The sequence below is a fragment of the Paraburkholderia sp. A1BS-2L genome, assembly GCF_051125205.1.
Taxonomy (GTDB): domain Bacteria; phylum Pseudomonadota; class Gammaproteobacteria; order Burkholderiales; family Burkholderiaceae; genus Paraburkholderia.
In genome coordinates this window covers 261,578-277,972 of the sequence record NZ_CP120431.1, presented here as the reverse complement: position 1 = coordinate 277,972, position 16,395 = coordinate 261,578, and the positions used below count along the sequence as shown (strand labels likewise).

Genomic DNA, 16,395 nt, shown 5'->3' with positions numbered 1-16,395 from the left:
CGCCGGCAGAATCTGGGAGACACACGATGCAACATCCGATCAAGCAAGAAGCCCAGCGGGCGCTGCCCGGGCCGCTTCCCGCAACCGAGGCGACCATCGCCGCGCAACAGCACGCGCTGAACGACCTGCCGCCCGACGATCCGATTGAAGTCGCCGATGCACAGCACGGCTTTATCGGCACCATAGCCGATGCGGAGATTCGCGGCGCATACGGGCAACTGATCTGGAGCCTCGCCGATTATGGCTTTCTCGACGAGCAAGCCGCGCCGCCCACCGCGCATCCCGGTCTGTGGCGCCATGCGCGGCTGAACAGGCTGCACGGTCTCTTCAGCGTGACCGAGCGCATCTATCAGGTGCGTGGCTTCGACGTTTCCAACGTGACGTTCATCGAAGGCGAGACCGGCCTGATCGTGATCGATCCGCTCACGTGCAAGGAAACCGCTGCCGCCGCGCTCGAGCTGTATTTCGCGCATCGTCCGAGGCGCCCTGTCGTGGCGGTCATCTACAGCCACAGCCATGCCGATCACTTCGGCGGTGTGCGAGGCGTCGTGGACGAAGCGGATGTCGTGGCCGGCAAGGCGCAGGTCATCGCGCCCGCTGGATTCATGGAAGAAGCGGTGTCGGAAAACGTGATGGCGGGCACGGCCATGGCGCGGCGCGCACAATTCCAGTTTGGCCATACGCTCGCGCGCAATGCCTGCTGCCAGATCGATGCGGGCATGGGCAAGAATATTCCGCGCGGCACGATCACGCTGATTCCACCGACAAAGCTGATCATGCAAATGACCGAATCGCATGTGATCGACGGCGTCGAAATCGTGTTTCAGCTCACGCCCGAAAGCGAAGCGCCCGCCGAGATGCACTTCTGGTTCCCGCAGGAGCGCGCGCTCAACCTGGCCGAGAACGGCACGCGGTCGCTGCACAATCTGTGTCCGCTGCGAGGCGCGCAGGTACGCAACGCGCAATCGTGGTCGCGATACCTGGGCGAGTCGCTGGAGCGCTACGGGCGCGAAGCCGAGGTCGTGTTCGCGCAGCACAACTGGCCGACCTGGGGCAACGAGCGCATCGTCGATTACCTGGAGGCGCAGCGGGATCTCTACAAATTCCTGCACGACCAGACTGTGCGCCTCATGAACCACGGCTTGAACGCCGTTGAAATCGCCGAGCAGATTCGCCTGCCGGACGAGTTGCGTTCGAAGTGGCATGCGCACGGCTACTACGGCGCTGTCGTGCACAACGTCAAAGCCATCTATCAGCATTACCTGGGTTGGTACGACGGCAATCCGGCTAACCTGCACGCCCTGCCTCCGGAGGCTTCCGCACCGCGCTATGTCGAGTACATGGGCGGAGCCGATGCCATGCTCGAGCGCGCGCGTCGAGATTTCGATCAAGGCGAGTACCGTTGGGTCGCCCAGTGCATGAACCACCTGGTGTTTGCACAGCCGCAGTTGCGCGAAGCGCGCGAACTGGGTGCTGCTGCGCTCGAACAGATGGGGTATCAGGCCCAATCGGCAACGTGGCGCAACGCGTTCCTGCTCGGCGCGCGCGAACTGCGCGAAGGGCGAGATGCTTCGACCGAATTCGGCAGCCGCAGTGCCGACATGGTCAGCGCGATTACCGAGGAAATGTTCTTCGACTATTTCGCCGTTCGTGTCGATGGCCTGAAGGCGCAGCATCTGAACATGCGCATTGCGTGGCGTTTCAGCGACATCGATAAGCAGTTCAAACTGAATCTCCAGAATGGGGCGTTGACGTGGTGCTACACATCGCCAAACGAACGCACCGATCTGAGCGTGACCATGTCGAGGCAAACGCTCAACCGGATCCTCTGCGGGGAAACGGGCTTTCAGGAAGCCGTACTTGCGCGCGAAATCCAGCTGGACGGCAAGGTCGAACTGTTCCGCGCCATGCTAGGGACCCTCGACAAATTCGACGGCGATTTCAACGTCGTGGAACCGTGACGCAGATGTGCCGACGAACTACGCCATGAAACGAGCCCCCTCCCGCACAACCGCATTCGTCGGCTATAATGCGCCGGTCTTAGGGGAGTAGTCTGCGTCACGCGCGATGCGTGTCGCGCCGCCGTCAACATAATTGGCACGCTGTGCCATGGCGCCGGCAGCCGTTCTTCGGCCTGACGAGACCTATGACGTCATCCTTCATACCCGGGCTGGGCGGGGGGATTGCGTCATTGGTCCGTCCGTCCAGCCCGAGGAATGCCGTTTCCCATGCACCGCTTTTCACGCCGCCACGCGATCGCAGTCGCACACCCCCGCACGACGGAGCGCTCGTCATGATCTGGACGTTCGCCCTGCTCATTGCCGCCGCCGGCATCATCTATCTATCCTGCGAAACCTTCGTCAATGCCGTCGAGTGGCTCGGCCAGAAGCTCAAGGTCACGCAGACGGCCACCGGCACGATCCTTGCCGCGTTCGGCACGGCGCTGCCCGAAAGCGTGGTCACGCTCGTAGCCGTTGCGTTCGGCACCGATCCGGCCCACAAGGAAATCGGCATTGGCGCGGCCATTGGCGGGCCGCTCGCGCTCAGCACCGTCGCCTATGCGGTGGTGGGCGTCGCGTTGCTGGCGACGGTCGCGCGCGCGGGCCGTGCAGGCGCCGGCACCGTCGACGCCGATACGCGCCACCTGCGCCGCGACCAGCTCTGGTTCCTCGCGATCTTCGTGGCGAAAATCGGGCTCGGACTCGTGGTGTTCAGTTTCAAGCCCATTCTCGGCATTGCGTTTCTCGCGGCCTACGCGCTCTATTGCTGGAAGGAGCTGAGCGACGATGGCGATGAGATCGAAGACGTGGGGCTCGAGCCGCTCAAGCTGCGTCCGCGCGATGCGGACCCGTCGCTGTTCTGGGTCCTGCTCCAGACCCTGGGCGCGCTGGTCGTGATCTTCTTCGCCTCGCACCTGTTCGTGCAGCAGATCGGTAAAGTAGGACCGTGGCTCGGCCTGAGCCCGCAATTGACTGCGCTGCTCTTCAGCCCGATCGCCACCGAGCTGCCGGAAATCATGAACGCGATCATCTGGGTGCGTCAGGGCAAGGAGCGGCTCGCGCTCGCGAACATCAGCGGCGCGATGATGATCCAGGCGACCATTCCAACCGCATTCGGCTTGTTCTTCACGCCGTGGCACCTGGGTGCGCCGTCGATTCTTGCCGCGGCCACGACGATGCTCGCCATCCTGTTCCTGCAATGGGCGTTCCGTGCGCCGCAAGTGCATAGCCGCCAGCTTACGCATGTGGGCTGGCTCTATGCGGTGTTTGCGGGCATGCTGTGGGTGATTCCGAAGTGATTGGCTTGCGGCGGTTGCGCAACACGTTGCGAAACCGCCGCCCCACGACCCTCAATGCGTCGCATGCAGATACAGATACAGCGACGCAGCCGCCACGCCGCCCAGCAGCGGTCCGAGCACGGGAATCCACGCATAGCGCCAGTCGCTGTCTCGCTTGCCCGGGATCGGCAGCAGCGCATGCATGATGCGCGGCGAGAGATCGCGCGCCGGGCTCATGGCGTAGCCCGTGGGGCCGCCCAGCGAAATGCCGATGCCGAGCACGAGCAGGCCAACCGGCAATGCATCGAGCGCGCCCAGGCCCACCTGCGGCGAGGCCAGATACAGTACGCCGAGGATCAGCACGAAGGTACAGATGGCTTCGGTCATCACGTTGTGCCGCACGCTACGGATCGCAGGCGCGGTGCAGAACACGGCGAGCTTGAGATCGGCATCGGCTTCGTTCGCGAAGTGCTGGCGATAAGCGAGCCACACGAGGAACGCGCCCGCCATGCCGCCGAGCATCTGGGCGACGATGTAGCCGCACACCTTCGACCATGCGAACTTGCCAGTGAGCGCGAGGCTGATCGTCACGATCGGGTTCAGATGCGCGCCGCTGTACGATGCGGTGACGTACACGGCCACGAACACGGCCATCGCCCAGCCCATCACGATGACGATGAGGTCGGCGCCCTTGCCTTTGGTCTTTGCGAGCAGCACGTTGGCGACCGCGCCGTTGCCTAGCAGTACGAGTATGGCCGTGCCGATGAATTCAGCAATGTATGGTGACATTCTGATTATTTCTCAGGATTCCGAAATGGACGCGAGACCAGCGCAGTGCTGGCTGCGCGGCCCTTCGGTATTGGGTTACGTTGACTCGTTCGAGTTCTTTGGCCGGATGTCGCCGCGGCGTTACTGCGTGTCGTCGGCCCAAGCCTTGGCGGCGCGCACCGCGCGCTGCCATCCCGCGCGACAGGCGTCCACCTGCGATGGCGGCATGGCGGGCGAGAAACGCTTGTCCACATGCCACTGGCTCTGCAGTTCGTTCACGCTTTTCCAGTAGCCGGTCGCGAGGCCAGCGAGATAGGCCGCGCCTAGCGCGGTGGTTTCGGTAATCCGCGGACGCACGGCATCCACTCCCAGCAGGTCTGCCTGGAACTGCATGAGCAGGTTATTGGCGCTCGCCCCGCCGTCCACGCGCAACTCGCCTACGCTGATGCCCGAATCGGCCTCCATGGCAGCGAGCACGTCGAGCGATTGATACGCGATCGAATCGAGCGCGGCGCGCGCGACGTGCGCTGCGGTCGTGCCGCGCGTCACGCCAAAGAGCGAGCCGCGCGCGTGCGCGTTCCAGTGCGGCGCGCCAAGGCCAGCGAAGGCCGGCACCAGATACACACCATCCGTGTGCGGCACGCTCGCCGCAAGGGCTTCGACTTCCGCCGCGCTCTTGATGAGGCCCATGCCGTCGCGCAGCCATTGCACCACGGCACCAGCGATAAAGATGCTGCCTTCGAGCGCATAGTTCACCTCGTCGCCAATCTGCCACGCAATGGTCGTCACGAGATTGTTCTTCGACTCGATGGGCTTCGTGCCCGTGTTCATCATGAGGAAGCAGCCCGTGCCGTAGGTATTCTTCACCATGCCGGAGGCCGTGCACATCTGGCCGAACAGCGCCGCCTGCTGGTCGCCGGCAATGCCTGCGAGCGGAATCTTCGACGCGAATACCGTGGTTTTGGTCGGCCCATACACTTCGGATGACGAACGAACTTCGGGAAGCATGCTGCGCGGAATATCGAGCGCGTCGAGCAGCTCGTCGTCCCATTTGCGCGTGTGGATATTGAACAGCATCGTGCGCGAGGCGTTGGTCACGTCGGTCACGTGCAATTCGTGCTTCGTGAAATTCCAGACGAGCCAGCTGTCGACGGTGCCAAACGCGAGCAAGCCTCGACGCGCCTTTTCGCGCGCGCCTTCCACGTTGTCGAGAATCCAGCGGATCTTGGTGGCCGAGAAGTACGCGTCGATCGGCAGACCGGTCTTCGCGCGCACCATGGCTTCGAGGCCTTGTGCCTTGAGTTGATCGCAGAAGCCGGCCGTGCGGCGGTCCTGCCAGACGATCGCGTTGTAGATGGGATGGCCGGTCTCGCGGTCCCAGACGATGGTGGTTTCGCGCTGGTTCGTGATGCCAATGGCGTCGATATTGGTGCCGTTCAGTCCCACGCGCGTAACGGCTTCGGCGGCCACGCCCGCCTGGGTCGACCAGATTTCCTGCGGATCGTGCTCGACCCAGCCCGGACGCGGATAAATCTGCTCGAACTCCTTCTGGGCCATCGAGACGATATGGCCCTGCCGGTCGAACAGCATCGCACGCGAACTCGTGGTGCCCTGGTCGAGCGCAAGAATGTACTGTTGGTCCTGCATGTCTCTTATCTCCATCCGTGAGTAGTTTTGATTCACGCCGCGATGTGCGGCGCGCGGCTCGCGGCAAACCACGCTTCGAGCGCCGCCGTGACCGCCTCCAGCGTGCCCGACGCCACGTGCAAGCCGAGCTTCGAGCGGCGCCAGAGCACGTCCTCGGCGCAGGTCGCCCACTCGGTATCACGCAAATAGCGCAATTCGGCCTCGTAAATGCCTGGGGCAATCTGCGGCCCCAGTTCTTCGAGCGACGCAGCCTTGCCGATCAGGCGCTCAGCGCGCGTGCCGTAAGCGCGCGCGTAACGCAGCGCGAGCGGCGCGGGCAGCCAGGCGTGGCGACCCGCGAAGCCTTCGGCGAAGGGCGCGAAACGCGCGTTCGCGATGTCGCCGCCCGGCAGCGGCTCGCCGGCGGTCCAGCCCGGCGCGTTGCTGCCCAGCACGCGGCACAGCCTGTCGCCGGCTTCTTCCGCGAGCTTGCGAAACGTGGTGATCTTGCCGCCGAACACGGAGAGCAGCGGCGCGCCTTCGGTGTCGTCCATCTCCAGACGATAGTCGCGCGTGACCGCCGACGCATTCTTCGTGCCCTCTTCTTCGAGCAGCGGCCGCACGCCCGAGTAGGTCCAGTGCACGTCGGCGGGCGAGATCTTGCGCTTGAAATAGCGGTTGATCGACTCGCACAGATAGCGCGTTTCGTCGCCGTCGATCGAGACTTTCGCGGGATCGCTGCGGTATTCCACGTCGGTCGTGCCGATCAGCGTGAAGTCGTGCTCGTAAGGAATCGCGAAGACGATGCGCTTGTCCGGATTCTGGAAAATGTAGGCGTGGTCATGATCGAATAGACGCTTCGTCACGATATGGCTGCCCTTCACGAGGCGTACGCTGTGCTGCGCGCCGCGCCCGAGCGCGCCGTGCAGCACCTCGCCCACCCATGGGCCCGCCGCATTGGCCACCGCGCGCGCGCGCACGTCGAAGGTGCTGCCGTCGGGGCGGCGCAGGGTCGCCAGCCATTCGCCATTCACGCGCTGCGCGCCAACGAGCTTGGTGCGCGTGAGAATCCGCGCGCCGCGCTCCTGCGCGTCGAGCGCATTGAGCACGACCAGACGCGCATCGTCCACCCAACCGTCCGAGTAAACGAAACCGCGCCGAATGGTGTCGATGAGCGGTGCGCCCGCCGCGTGGCGGCGCATGTCGATGCCGCGCGAGCCCGGCAGCAGCTCGCGCCTGGCCAGATGATCGTAAAGAAAGAGCCCGACGCGGATGAGCCACGCGGGGCGCAGGTTGGGCATGTGCGGCATCACGAAGCGCAGCGGCCACATGATGTGGGGCGCCGAGCGCAACAGCGTCTCTCGCTCCTGCAGCGCCTTGCGCACGAGGCCGAACTCGCGGTGTTCGAGGTAGCGCAGCCCGCCGTGAATCAGCTTTGTGCTCGCTGACGAGGTGTGCGAGGCAAGGTCGTCCTGCTCGCAAAGGAGCACGGAGAGCCCGCGCCCAGCCGCGTCACGCGCGATGCCCGCGCCGTTGATTCCGCCACCCACGACGAGCAGATCGTAGCGATTCTGTTGACTCACCTGCGTTCCCTGATAGTTCCGGCAAACTCGCGATCCTGGTTGATCACGCCAAAGCATTCACCAGGATCGAACCAAAAAATGTTCGAATTCGAAATTTATCGAACAAAACCGAAAAAGTAAAGTTCGCTTTTATGGTGTGACGAGCGGACTTCCGGAATCGCCTGACAAAAGGCAACTGCCCTGCATATCGCTGGATTTCAAGCGCAAGTGGACGCCCGATCAAGCGCCTGGAGAGCGTTTGAACAAGCTCGAAAATTTTCGAATGATGTTCGTATTGCTTTCGTTTCGGCACATGCGGGTGCGCCGCGCCGCTGCCTAGTCCGCGACGTACACGGCCGTTCCCGCCTGGGCAACGGTCTCGTTCATTTGGGCGGGCAGGGGCTTGTCGGTGAAAAGCGCGTGAATCTGGCTCAGATGCCCCTGGCGCACGAGCGCGGGCCGGCCGATTTTCGAATGATCCGTCACCAGATAAACGGTGCGCGCGTGCTCGATGATCGCTTCCGCCACGTGCACCTCGCGCGTGTCGAAGTCGCGCAGCGTGCCATCGGTTTCGATCGCCGAGGTGCCGATAATCGCGTAATCGACCTTGAACTGACGAATGAAGTCGATGGTGAGCTCGCCCACAATGCCCTTGTCCCACGGCCGCACGATGCCGCCCGTAATGAGCACTTCGCATTCCGGGTAGCCGCTCATCATGCTCGCCACGTTCAGATTGTTCGTGATGACGCGCAGGCCGCGATGGCGGTTGAGCGCGCGCGCGACCTCCTCGGTCGTGGTGCCGAGGTTGATGAAGAGCGAGGCCTGATCAGGGATGTGCGAGGCCGCGAGCGCGCCGATGCGCCGCTTCTCCGCGTGGAACATCTGTTGCCGCGCGCCGTAGGAGACGTTTTCCGCACTCGTGGGCAGGCTCGCGCCGCCGTGGTAGCGGCGCAGGAGGTTCATGTCGGCGAGCCAGTTGACGTCGCGGCGGATGGTCTGCGGCGTGACGCCGAAGTGCGCGGCGAAATCGTCGACGGTCACGAAGCCGTCGCGCTGCACCCATTCGAGCAGCTCCTGCTGACGCGCGTTGAGGGTGAGGCGGGGGTCTCGTGTCATGGTCTCGTGATGGCAGCGAATGGGAACTGGCACTATTGTAAGGGCAGTCGGGCTGGGCATTCGGTGGCCCAGTGGGGGTGCGCCCGCATCCGTACCCGGGTAAATACGGGGTAAATACCGAGAAAATCGCTTTCAGCCAGAAAGCAATCAGAAGGCCACGCTTTCTTATACTTCCACCCATTCCGGCAAGCCGCCGGTCACGAGGAGTCACGCAGTCATGCTTTCCGGCGCCCAGCATTTCGGCAGCGCTTTGTTGCTGTGCATCGCGCTCGGCGCCGCCCCGATGGCGCATGCCGAGCCGATCCGGCTGATGATGGGGGGCATGTCCAAGATCGTTTATCTGCCAGCAGTGCTTGCCTCGCAGTTGGGCTACTTCAAGGACGAAGGGCTCGACGTCCAGGTGGTCTCGGGTCCGGCGGGCATCGACACCTCCACGGAACTGATCGCCGGCGCGATCGAAGGCGCGGTGGGCTTCTACGACCACACGCTCGACCTGCAGAGCCGCGGCCAGGACGTGCTCTCGGTGGTGGTGCTGCAGCGCGCGGCGGGGCTCGCCGAGCTCGCCTCGGTTCATGCGGAAGGCGGCCGGGAACTGGCTGGCGCCACCGCCATGAAAACGACGGCGTCGAACACACCAGCGAACACACCAGCGAATACAGCGGCGATGAAAGCGGCGCGCGGCAAGCGCCTCGGCGTAACCGGATTCGGCGCCTCCACGTGGGTGCTCACGCGTTTCCTGCTCGCCCGCGCGGGCGTGGCGGCCGGCGACTACACGGTTGTGCCGCTCGCATCCGACACGCGCTTTGTCGAAGCCTTCGAGCAGGGCTCGATCGACGCGGGCATGGTCGAGGAACCCACGGCCACGCGCCTCCTGACGAGCCGCGCGGCCACGGTGGTGGTCGACATGCGCAGCGTCGAGGACACGCAGCGCTGGGTCGGCGGCCCGTACGCAGGCGCGTGCCTCTATCTGCGGCGCAACTGGATGCTCGCGCACCGGCGGGAGACCGGAAAAATGGTGCAAGCGCTCACCCGTGCGCTGCGCTTCATCAGCACGCATTCGGCTGGGCAGATCGCCGCGGTGCTGCCGCCCGAGGTTATCGGCAACGACCGCGCGGGTTATGTGCGCGCGCTCGCCTCGGCGCAGGGCGCGTTTTCGAAGGATGGCCTGATGCCCGACGGCGCGCCGCAAACCGTGCTGAAGGTGCTGATGACGGCAGGCACGGGATTGACGGCCCGGCATGTCGATCTGTCGAAGACCTATACGAATGAATTCGTGAAAGGCATGCCGTAATCCGGCGCTGCCGTTCGCCAAAACAATCGCTTTAATTTCAACCGCGTTTTCCACCCCGAATCAAGCCACACGGCGAGCAGCACGACGGCCCGCACGGCCGCCGGGGTGCGCTCGTCCAACATGCAAGGATGTCCAACATGTCTTCAGCCATTAACGCCGCGCCGGGAGAGTCGAAAGCCCGCACCGTGTTTCGCGCGGTCAGCGGCAACTTTCTGGAAATGTACGACTTCATGGTGTACGGCTATTACGCCGCCGCCATCGCCAGCACGTTCTTTCCGGCCGGCAACGAATTCGCCTCGCTGATGCTCGCGCTCTCCGTGTTCGGCGCGGGCTTCCTGATGCGCCCGCTCGGCGCCATCGTGCTCGGCGCGTACATGGACCGCCATGGCCGCCGCAAAGGCCTGATTCTCTCGCTCGGGCTGATGGCCGTGGGCACCATGTGCGTGGCCTTCGTGCCCGGCTACGCCACCATCGGCCTGGCCGCTCCGCTCATCATCCTGATCGGGCGTCTGCTGCAAGGCTTCTCGGCAGGCGCCGAGCTGGGCGGCGTGTCCGTCTACCTCGCGGAAATCTCCACCAAGGGCAACCGCGGCTTCTTCTGCTCGTGGCAGTCGGGCAGCCAGCAAGTGGCCGTGGTGTTCGCCGCGGCGTTCGGCGTGGCGCTGAACGCCATGCTGCCTGCGCCCGAAATGAAGGAGTGGGGCTGGCGCGTGCCGTTCGTGGTCGGCTGCATGATCGTGCCGTTCCTGTTCTATATCCGCCGCACGCTGCGCGAATCCGATGAGTTCACCGCACGCCGCCATCATCCGAGCCTCGGCGAGATCACACGCGCCATCGCCAGCAACTGGGGCATCGTGCTCGCGGGCATGGGCCTCGTGATCATGACGACGACCTCGTTCTATCTGATCACCGCCTACACGCCCACCTTCGGCAAGGTCGAGCTGCACCTCTCGTCGTATGACGCTCTGCTCGTGACCGTATGCGTGGGCGTCTCGAACTTCATCTGGCTGCCCATCTCCGGCGCCGTGTCGGACCGCATCGGCCGCGCGCCCGTGTTGATCGCCTGCACCGTGCTCGCCGTGCTCAGCGCGTATCCGGTCATGCGCTGGCTCGTAGCCGCGCCCTCCTTCTCGACGCTGCTGATCGTGGAGCTGTGGCTTTCGACGCTCTATGCGTGGTACAACGGTGCCATGGTCGTCGCGCTGACCGAGCTGATGCCGGTGCATGTGCGCACCACGGGTTTCTCGATGGCCTATAGCCTTGCAACGCTCGTGGGCGGCTTCACGCCGGCGATCGCCACGTGGCTCATTCATGTCACCGGCGACAAGGCCGCGCCGGGCGCATGGCTGAGCATCGCCGCTGTGTGCGGCCTGGTGGCGACCCTGTACCTGTATCGCACGCGCATCGCTCGCGAACAGTACAAGACCGCCTGATACCGATACCGCATCGTGCAGGGCCGGCCGACTGGACTGGAAAACGGCATGAAACTGCTGCTCGTCGAAGACAACGAACAACTCGCGCATTGGCTCATCCGCACCTTGACCGATGACGGTTTCATGCTCGACCACGTAGGCGACGGCGAGGCGGCCGAAGACGCGCTGCGCGCCTCGCCCTACGACGTGGTGCTGCTCGATCTCAATCTGCCGCGCATGTCGGGCAAGGCGCTGCTGCGCCGCATGCGCTCACGCGGCGACGCCACGCCCGTGCTGATTCTCACGGCCACGGGCGCCATCGACGAAAAGGTCGTGTGCCTCGGCGCCGGCGCCGACGACTACATCGTCAAGCCCTTCGACGCACGCGAGCTCGTGGCGCGCGTGAAAGTGCTCGCGCGCCGCCAGGCGCCCTCGCGCACGAACCGCGTGCGCTGCGGCAACCTGCTCTACGACATGGACACGCTGCGCTTTTACGTGGATGAGGAATCGCTCACGCTCACGCCGCGCGAGCACACCGTGCTGGAAACGCTGATCCTGCGCGCGAAAAAAACCGTGTCCAAGGCCGCCCTCGCGGAATCCGTGAGCGACGCCGACGCCCCCACCAGCGAAGACGCCATCGAGATCTATGTCTCTCGGCTGCGCAAGAAACTCGAAAAGAGCACGGCGACCATCATCACGCTGCGAGGGCTGGGCTACCTGCTCCAAGATGCCGAAGCCGAAGAATAAGGCGAAAAACAAAGCGACCAACAGCCTGCGTGTGCGCCTGCTGCTCTGGCTCGTGCTGCCGATGACGGTGTTCATCGCGGCGGCCGGACTGATCACGCGAGGCAACGCATGGCACACGGCAAATCTGCTTCAGGACGATGCGCTGCTCTCGGCGGCTCGCGTGATGGCCGGCGACATCGGTTGGCAAGGCAACGACCTGGTCGCATCGATATCGCCGAGCGCCATCGAAATCCTGCGCACGCCGCACCGCGACCAGGTGTTCTTCCGCGTGCAGGAAATCGGCGGGGCCATCATTGCAGGCACTTCCGATTTTCCGCAACACGTTCCCGAAACCTCCCCGCGGTGGTACGACGCCCAGGTAGGCGGCGCACCCATTCGCGCGGTTTCGCTGATCCGCGAAATGTACGACGCGGGCGCGACGCGCCGCGTGATCGTTTCGGTGGGCCGCACGCTGCACGAGCGCGACGCGATGGTCGCCGCGCTCTGGCGGCCGCAGATCTTCTATTTCGCGGCCATCGTCACGGTGGCCGTCGTGCTCGTGTGCGTCGCGCTCACGCTCGAGCTGCGCCCGCTCACGCGGCTCGCGCGCGGGCTGCCGCAACGGGTGCGCACGTCTTCGGTGCGCATCGACGTCGAGCCGCTGAGGAGCGAGTTGCGCCCCATCGTGAGCGCGTTCAATGAATGCCTCGACATCATCGAGCGGCAGACCGCGATGCAACGGCGCTTTGTCGCCGATGCCGCGCACCAGTTGCGCACGCCGCTCACGCTACTCGGCACGCAGTTGCAATACGCGCGCCGGCAGCAGGATCCCGCGCTGCTTCACGAAACGCTCAAGGCGATGCATCAGAGCAACCGCTCGCTCGTGGGGCTTACCAATCAGCTGCTGACGCTCGCGCAAGCCGAGGCGGCCGACTATACGCAATTCGAAGGTGTGAGCGTGGACATGCGCGCCGTCACGACCGGCGTGATCGAGCAGCTCGCGCTGCTCGCGCAGCGCAGGCGCGTGGAGCTCGTAGCGACGCTCGCGCAGCACGCCGAGGTCATGGGCAACGAACAGTTGCTCTCGGTGCTGGTGTTCAATCTCGTCGATAACGCCATTCGCTACTCGCCCGAAGGCGGTGCGGTCATGGTGACGCTCGCGGTGGCGGCAGGGTTCGTCACCTTGAGCGTCGCGGATGAAGGCGACGGAATTGCGCAAGAGTTGCGCGACAAGGTTTTCGAGCCTTTCTTCCGGGCCTCCACGAAACCCGGCAGCGGCCTCGGGCTTGCGATCGTGCGCGAGATCGCGCGTGCGCATCGGGCCGAGGTGAGGCTGGAGAACGGCGCGGATGGATATGGGACCATGGCGGTCGTGCAGTTCGCGCCGGGCTGATGCGCGTGCGCGGGTCACGTCGCCGCGCGCCGGCGTGCTCAGCTCGCGTCGGCGGCTGGTCGCTCCGCATACGCATAGGCCGCGCCCGCGTGCTGATGCAGCCAGCGGATCATGTCGGAGTGCCGCACCACGCCGAGCAGGCGCCGTGCATCGTCGAAAACCGGTACCTCGTAGCACGAGTGATCTGCGAAGATCGATGCGAGATGGGCCAGCGGCGTGGCACGGTGCACCGCTTGAACCCCCGATGCCATGACGGCTTCGACCGTCTCCTCCACCTGCAGGGTCGTGCGTCGCAGCGCGCGCCATAGTCTGCGCGCGAATCCCGCTGGACTCCCGTTCGCCAGATCGTGGTGCGTGACCGTGCCCACGAGCCGATGCGCGTCGTCCACCACCGGCAACGCATGAACGCCGTGGCGGCGCAGCGTCTCCAGTGCAGCATGCCGGCCCATCGTGAGCGGCACGGCATGGTCCGCGCTCGTCATGAATTCCTCGCAGGTGAGTTCGTCGAACGACAGGCGCTGCAGGTCGGCAAACGCGCCGGCTTCCTGCGCGACAGGTGCCGGCGTCCCCAAGGGGCTCGCCGGGGCATTGGCCGGAGCCGACGCACGCCAGACGGCGCGCGGATAGCGGTGCCCTGTGAGCGCGTGATAGACCAGTGCGGCGCTCAGCAAGGCAAACGACTGAAACAAAATGGGCGTGACCACGAAGCGAAAGCCAAGCGCATGCACGGCCGGGCCGCCGAGCACGGCCGTCAGCGCAACGGCGCCTGAGGGTGGATGCACGCAGCGGCACAGGAACATCGCGCTGATGGCAAGCGCAACGGCCACGGCGGCAGAAAGAACCGGGGTCGCGATCCACTGTGCGCAGGCCACGCCGACCAGCGCCGAAACGAGGTTGCCCCCAACGATGGACCATGGCTGCGCAAGCGGGCTTTCGGAAGCGCCGAACAGCAGCACCGCCGAAGCTCCCATGGGCGCGACCAGCATCGGAATATCGCCTGCGCTGCCGAACAGCAGATGCGTCGCGATCCCCGTGAATGCGATGCCGAGTAATGCGCCCCCGGCGCGGCGCACCCGTTCGCGCCACTCGGGCGCGCCCGGATGCGGAATGAAGTTCATCAGCCAGTCGTTGAATGCGATGCGAGGCATGGGCGTCGGCGCGTCTGGGGTGGGCTCCGCGCCGCGCGAGCCTTGCTGCAAGGCCGCGCGGCGCCTCAGGCGATTTGCGTGCGTTGAGGTTACCGAGACGCTCCGAATAACAACAATTGCGAATTCTTCGCTTATATATAATTTATTCTGTATGCATGTTTATGGGCGTCCGGTGAGCGCTTGTGCAAGGCATTTTTTAGCCCCTGCTTTTTTTCGCATTCCTGATTTTTAGTGCCGACAGCCGAATTGCGGCAGCGTCACTCCTGCGGCCAGAAGCGCTCAAGCCGTGTCATCGCGAGGTCACGTAACGAAGCCATCGTTTCGTTTACGCCCACCCTGCAACACTTGTGACGAGCCATGACGAAGAAGCATATCCCCGAAGCATCCTACACCGAAGCTGCCGCCAACGTCTCGCGGCGCGGCTTCCTCAAGCTCGCCGGCGCATCCGGTTTCGCGAGCGCCGCCGGCGCCGCGGCCACGCTCGCCGGCGTTGCAAAAGCCAATGCGGCCACGCCCGACGGCACGCCCGAGCAGATCCATCTCACCTGGGGCGCGGACCCGGCGAGCGAAGTCGTGGTCTCGTGGGCTTCGCTCGCGGCAGCCACGCGTCCGCGCGTGACGTACGCCACGGACCGCGGCAGCCGCGAAGTCGTGAACGCGGTCCAGCGCACCTACACGGACGGCCTCACGGGCGTCGTCGTGTTCGCCTATCATGCGCGCCTCTCCGGCCTGCACGCCGGCACCACCTATCGCTACGAAGTCACCGCCGACAACGACAGCCACGCCGGCAGCCCATTTGCCGCAAGCTTCACCACCGCGCCGCGCGGACGTCAACCGTTTCGCTTCACGAGCTACGGCGACCTCGCCACGCCCAACACGGGCTGGGTGCTGTCGTCTCCGCAAAGCCGCTTCGCAGTGGAGGCCGTCGAGCGCTTTCAGCCGCTCTTTCACCTGCTCAACGGCGACCTCTGCTACGCAAACCTGAACCCCGCGCACCAGACCGAGGTGTGGCGCGACTTCGCGAACAACAACCAGAGCTCGTCGTCGAACCGTCCGTGGATGCCGTGCCCCGGCAACCATGAAGTCGAGTTCCACAACGGTCCGCAAGGGCTCGAGTCGTATCTCACGCGCTACACGCTGCCCGAGAACGGCACGCGCTTTCCGGGTCGCTGGTACAGCTTCCGCGTGAGCAACGTGCTGTTCGTGTCGCTCGATGCCGACGACGTGGTGTATCAGGATGCCGCCGCGTTCGTGGCCGGCCCCGCGCCGCTCGTGCCCGCGGCAAGCACGGGCAATCCGCCCATCGCGGCGGGCTCGTCGTTTTATGTGCGCGGCTACAGCAACGGCGAGCAGACGCGCTGGCTCGAAAGGACGCTGCGCCATGCCTCGCACGACGACGACATCGACTGGATCGTCGTGCAGATGCATCAGGACGCGCTCAGCTCATCGAAGACGGGCAACGGCTCGGACAAGGGCATCCGCGAGGCCTGGCTGCCGCTCTTCGACCGCTATGGCGTGGACCTCGTGGTGTGCGGCCACGACCACGACTACGAGCGCAGCTATCCTGTGCGCGGCTGCAACCATCATGCAGGCGTGGATGCCGCGACGGGCACACCTGTCGACACGCTGCAGCCAAAGCCAGCCGCGAACGCGCAAGCGGGCGCCAACACGTTCGACACGAGCCACGGCACGATCCACCTGATACTCGGCGGCGGCGGCACGAGCGTACCGCTCGACGTCTACGGCGTAGATGTGGGCAACGGCAATCCGCAAGCGAAGGTGTTCACGAAGCCAAACCGGCCCGTGCCGGGCGCAACGCCGGGGACCTGGGTACGCGCGGGAGCTGATGCGCTCGAAGACGCCATCTGGTCCGCACAGCGCGATACGGGTACCGGTTATGGGATCGCCGTGTTCGACGTGGACCCTGGCGAGCACGGCGGCAAGACCACGATCACGATGAACTACTATCACGCGCCGGGCGCCGATCAGACGCCCACGCCGAACTACGAGCTCTTCGAGACGGTCACGCTGGCCAAGTCGCGCAAATGAGCGCCGTGGTCCAGCGTTGAATGGCAG

The 16,395-nt window shown here is 64.9% G+C and carries 12 protein-coding genes and 1 riboswitch; of the genes, 7 read left to right on the top strand and 5 right to left on the bottom strand.

What is annotated here, in order from left to right; genetic code table 11:
- Positions 1–26 precede the first annotated feature (26 nt).
- Both P5W98_RS31130 and P5W98_RS31125 read left to right on the top strand, forming a co-directional pair.
- A complete protein-coding gene (locus P5W98_RS31130; RefSeq protein ID WP_421028283.1) occupies positions 27–1,961 on the top strand; it encodes an alkyl/aryl-sulfatase in 1,935 nt (644 codons plus the stop codon).
- Between the two features lie 70 nt (positions 1,962–2,031).
- Positions 2,032–2,209: riboswitch (yybP-ykoY riboswitch) on the top strand.
- Positions 2,210–2,293: 84 nt separating this feature from the next.
- Entirely contained in the window at positions 2,294–3,298 is a 1,005-nt protein-coding gene (locus tag P5W98_RS31125; RefSeq protein WP_421028282.1) for a sodium:calcium antiporter, read from the top strand.
- 51 nt (positions 3,299–3,349) lie between these two features.
- Here P5W98_RS31125 and P5W98_RS31120 read toward each other — a convergent pair whose 3' ends face one another.
- From P5W98_RS31120 to P5W98_RS31105, 4 genes are all read right to left on the bottom strand, one after another.
- Positions 3,350–4,066 (bottom strand): MIP/aquaporin family protein, encoded by a 717-nt coding sequence (locus tag P5W98_RS31120; protein WP_421028281.1) that lies wholly within the window; start codon positions 4,064–4,066, stop codon positions 3,350–3,352.
- Positions 4,067–4,186: 120 nt separating this feature from the next.
- On the bottom strand, positions 4,187–5,692 hold the full coding sequence (gene glpK / locus P5W98_RS31115; RefSeq protein WP_421028280.1) for a glycerol kinase GlpK: 1,506 nt from the start codon (positions 5,690–5,692) through the stop codon (positions 4,187–4,189).
- A 32-nt stretch (positions 5,693–5,724) separates the two neighbouring features.
- Entirely contained in the window at positions 5,725–7,254 is a 1,530-nt protein-coding gene (glpD, locus tag P5W98_RS31110; RefSeq protein WP_421028279.1) for a glycerol-3-phosphate dehydrogenase, read from the bottom strand.
- Positions 7,255–7,569: 315 nt separating this feature from the next.
- Positions 7,570–8,349: a DeoR/GlpR family DNA-binding transcription regulator gene (locus P5W98_RS31105; RefSeq protein ID WP_421028278.1), complete on the bottom strand. Its 780-nt coding sequence runs from the start codon at positions 8,347–8,349 to the stop codon at positions 7,570–7,572.
- A 217-nt stretch (positions 8,350–8,566) separates the two neighbouring features.
- On the opposite strand from P5W98_RS31105, the gene P5W98_RS31100 reads away from it, so the two are divergent.
- The 4 genes from P5W98_RS31100 to P5W98_RS31085 all read left to right on the top strand — a co-directional run bounded on the left by P5W98_RS31100 (position 8,567) and on the right by P5W98_RS31085 (position 13,171).
- On the top strand, positions 8,567–9,640 hold the full coding sequence (locus tag P5W98_RS31100) for an ABC transporter substrate-binding protein (protein WP_421028277.1): 1,074 nt from the start codon (positions 8,567–8,569) through the stop codon (positions 9,638–9,640).
- A 137-nt stretch (positions 9,641–9,777) separates the two neighbouring features.
- A complete protein-coding gene (locus P5W98_RS31095; RefSeq protein ID WP_421028276.1) occupies positions 9,778–11,073 on the top strand; it encodes an MFS transporter in 1,296 nt (431 codons plus the stop codon).
- 48 nt (positions 11,074–11,121) lie between these two features.
- On the top strand, positions 11,122–11,799 hold the full coding sequence (locus P5W98_RS31090; RefSeq protein WP_421028275.1) for a response regulator: 678 nt from the start codon (positions 11,122–11,124) through the stop codon (positions 11,797–11,799).
- The gene (locus P5W98_RS31085) at positions 11,780–13,171 is read left to right on the top strand and encodes a sensor histidine kinase (RefSeq protein WP_421028274.1); all 1,392 of its coding nucleotides are present in this window, start codon (positions 11,780–11,782) and stop codon (positions 13,169–13,171) included. The genes P5W98_RS31090 and P5W98_RS31085 overlap by 20 nt, the downstream gene beginning before the upstream one ends.
- 38 nt (positions 13,172–13,209) lie before the next feature.
- Here P5W98_RS31085 and P5W98_RS31080 read toward each other — a convergent pair whose 3' ends face one another.
- Positions 13,210–14,319: an HPP family protein gene (locus tag P5W98_RS31080; RefSeq protein WP_421028273.1), complete on the bottom strand. Its 1,110-nt coding sequence runs from the start codon at positions 14,317–14,319 to the stop codon at positions 13,210–13,212.
- A 357-nt stretch (positions 14,320–14,676) separates the two neighbouring features.
- Here P5W98_RS31080 and P5W98_RS31075 point away from each other — a divergent pair, with 357 nt between their 5' ends.
- Positions 14,677–16,368: a purple acid phosphatase family protein gene (locus P5W98_RS31075; protein WP_421028272.1), complete on the top strand. Its 1,692-nt coding sequence runs from the start codon at positions 14,677–14,679 to the stop codon at positions 16,366–16,368.
- Positions 16,369–16,395: the final 27 nt, after the last annotated feature.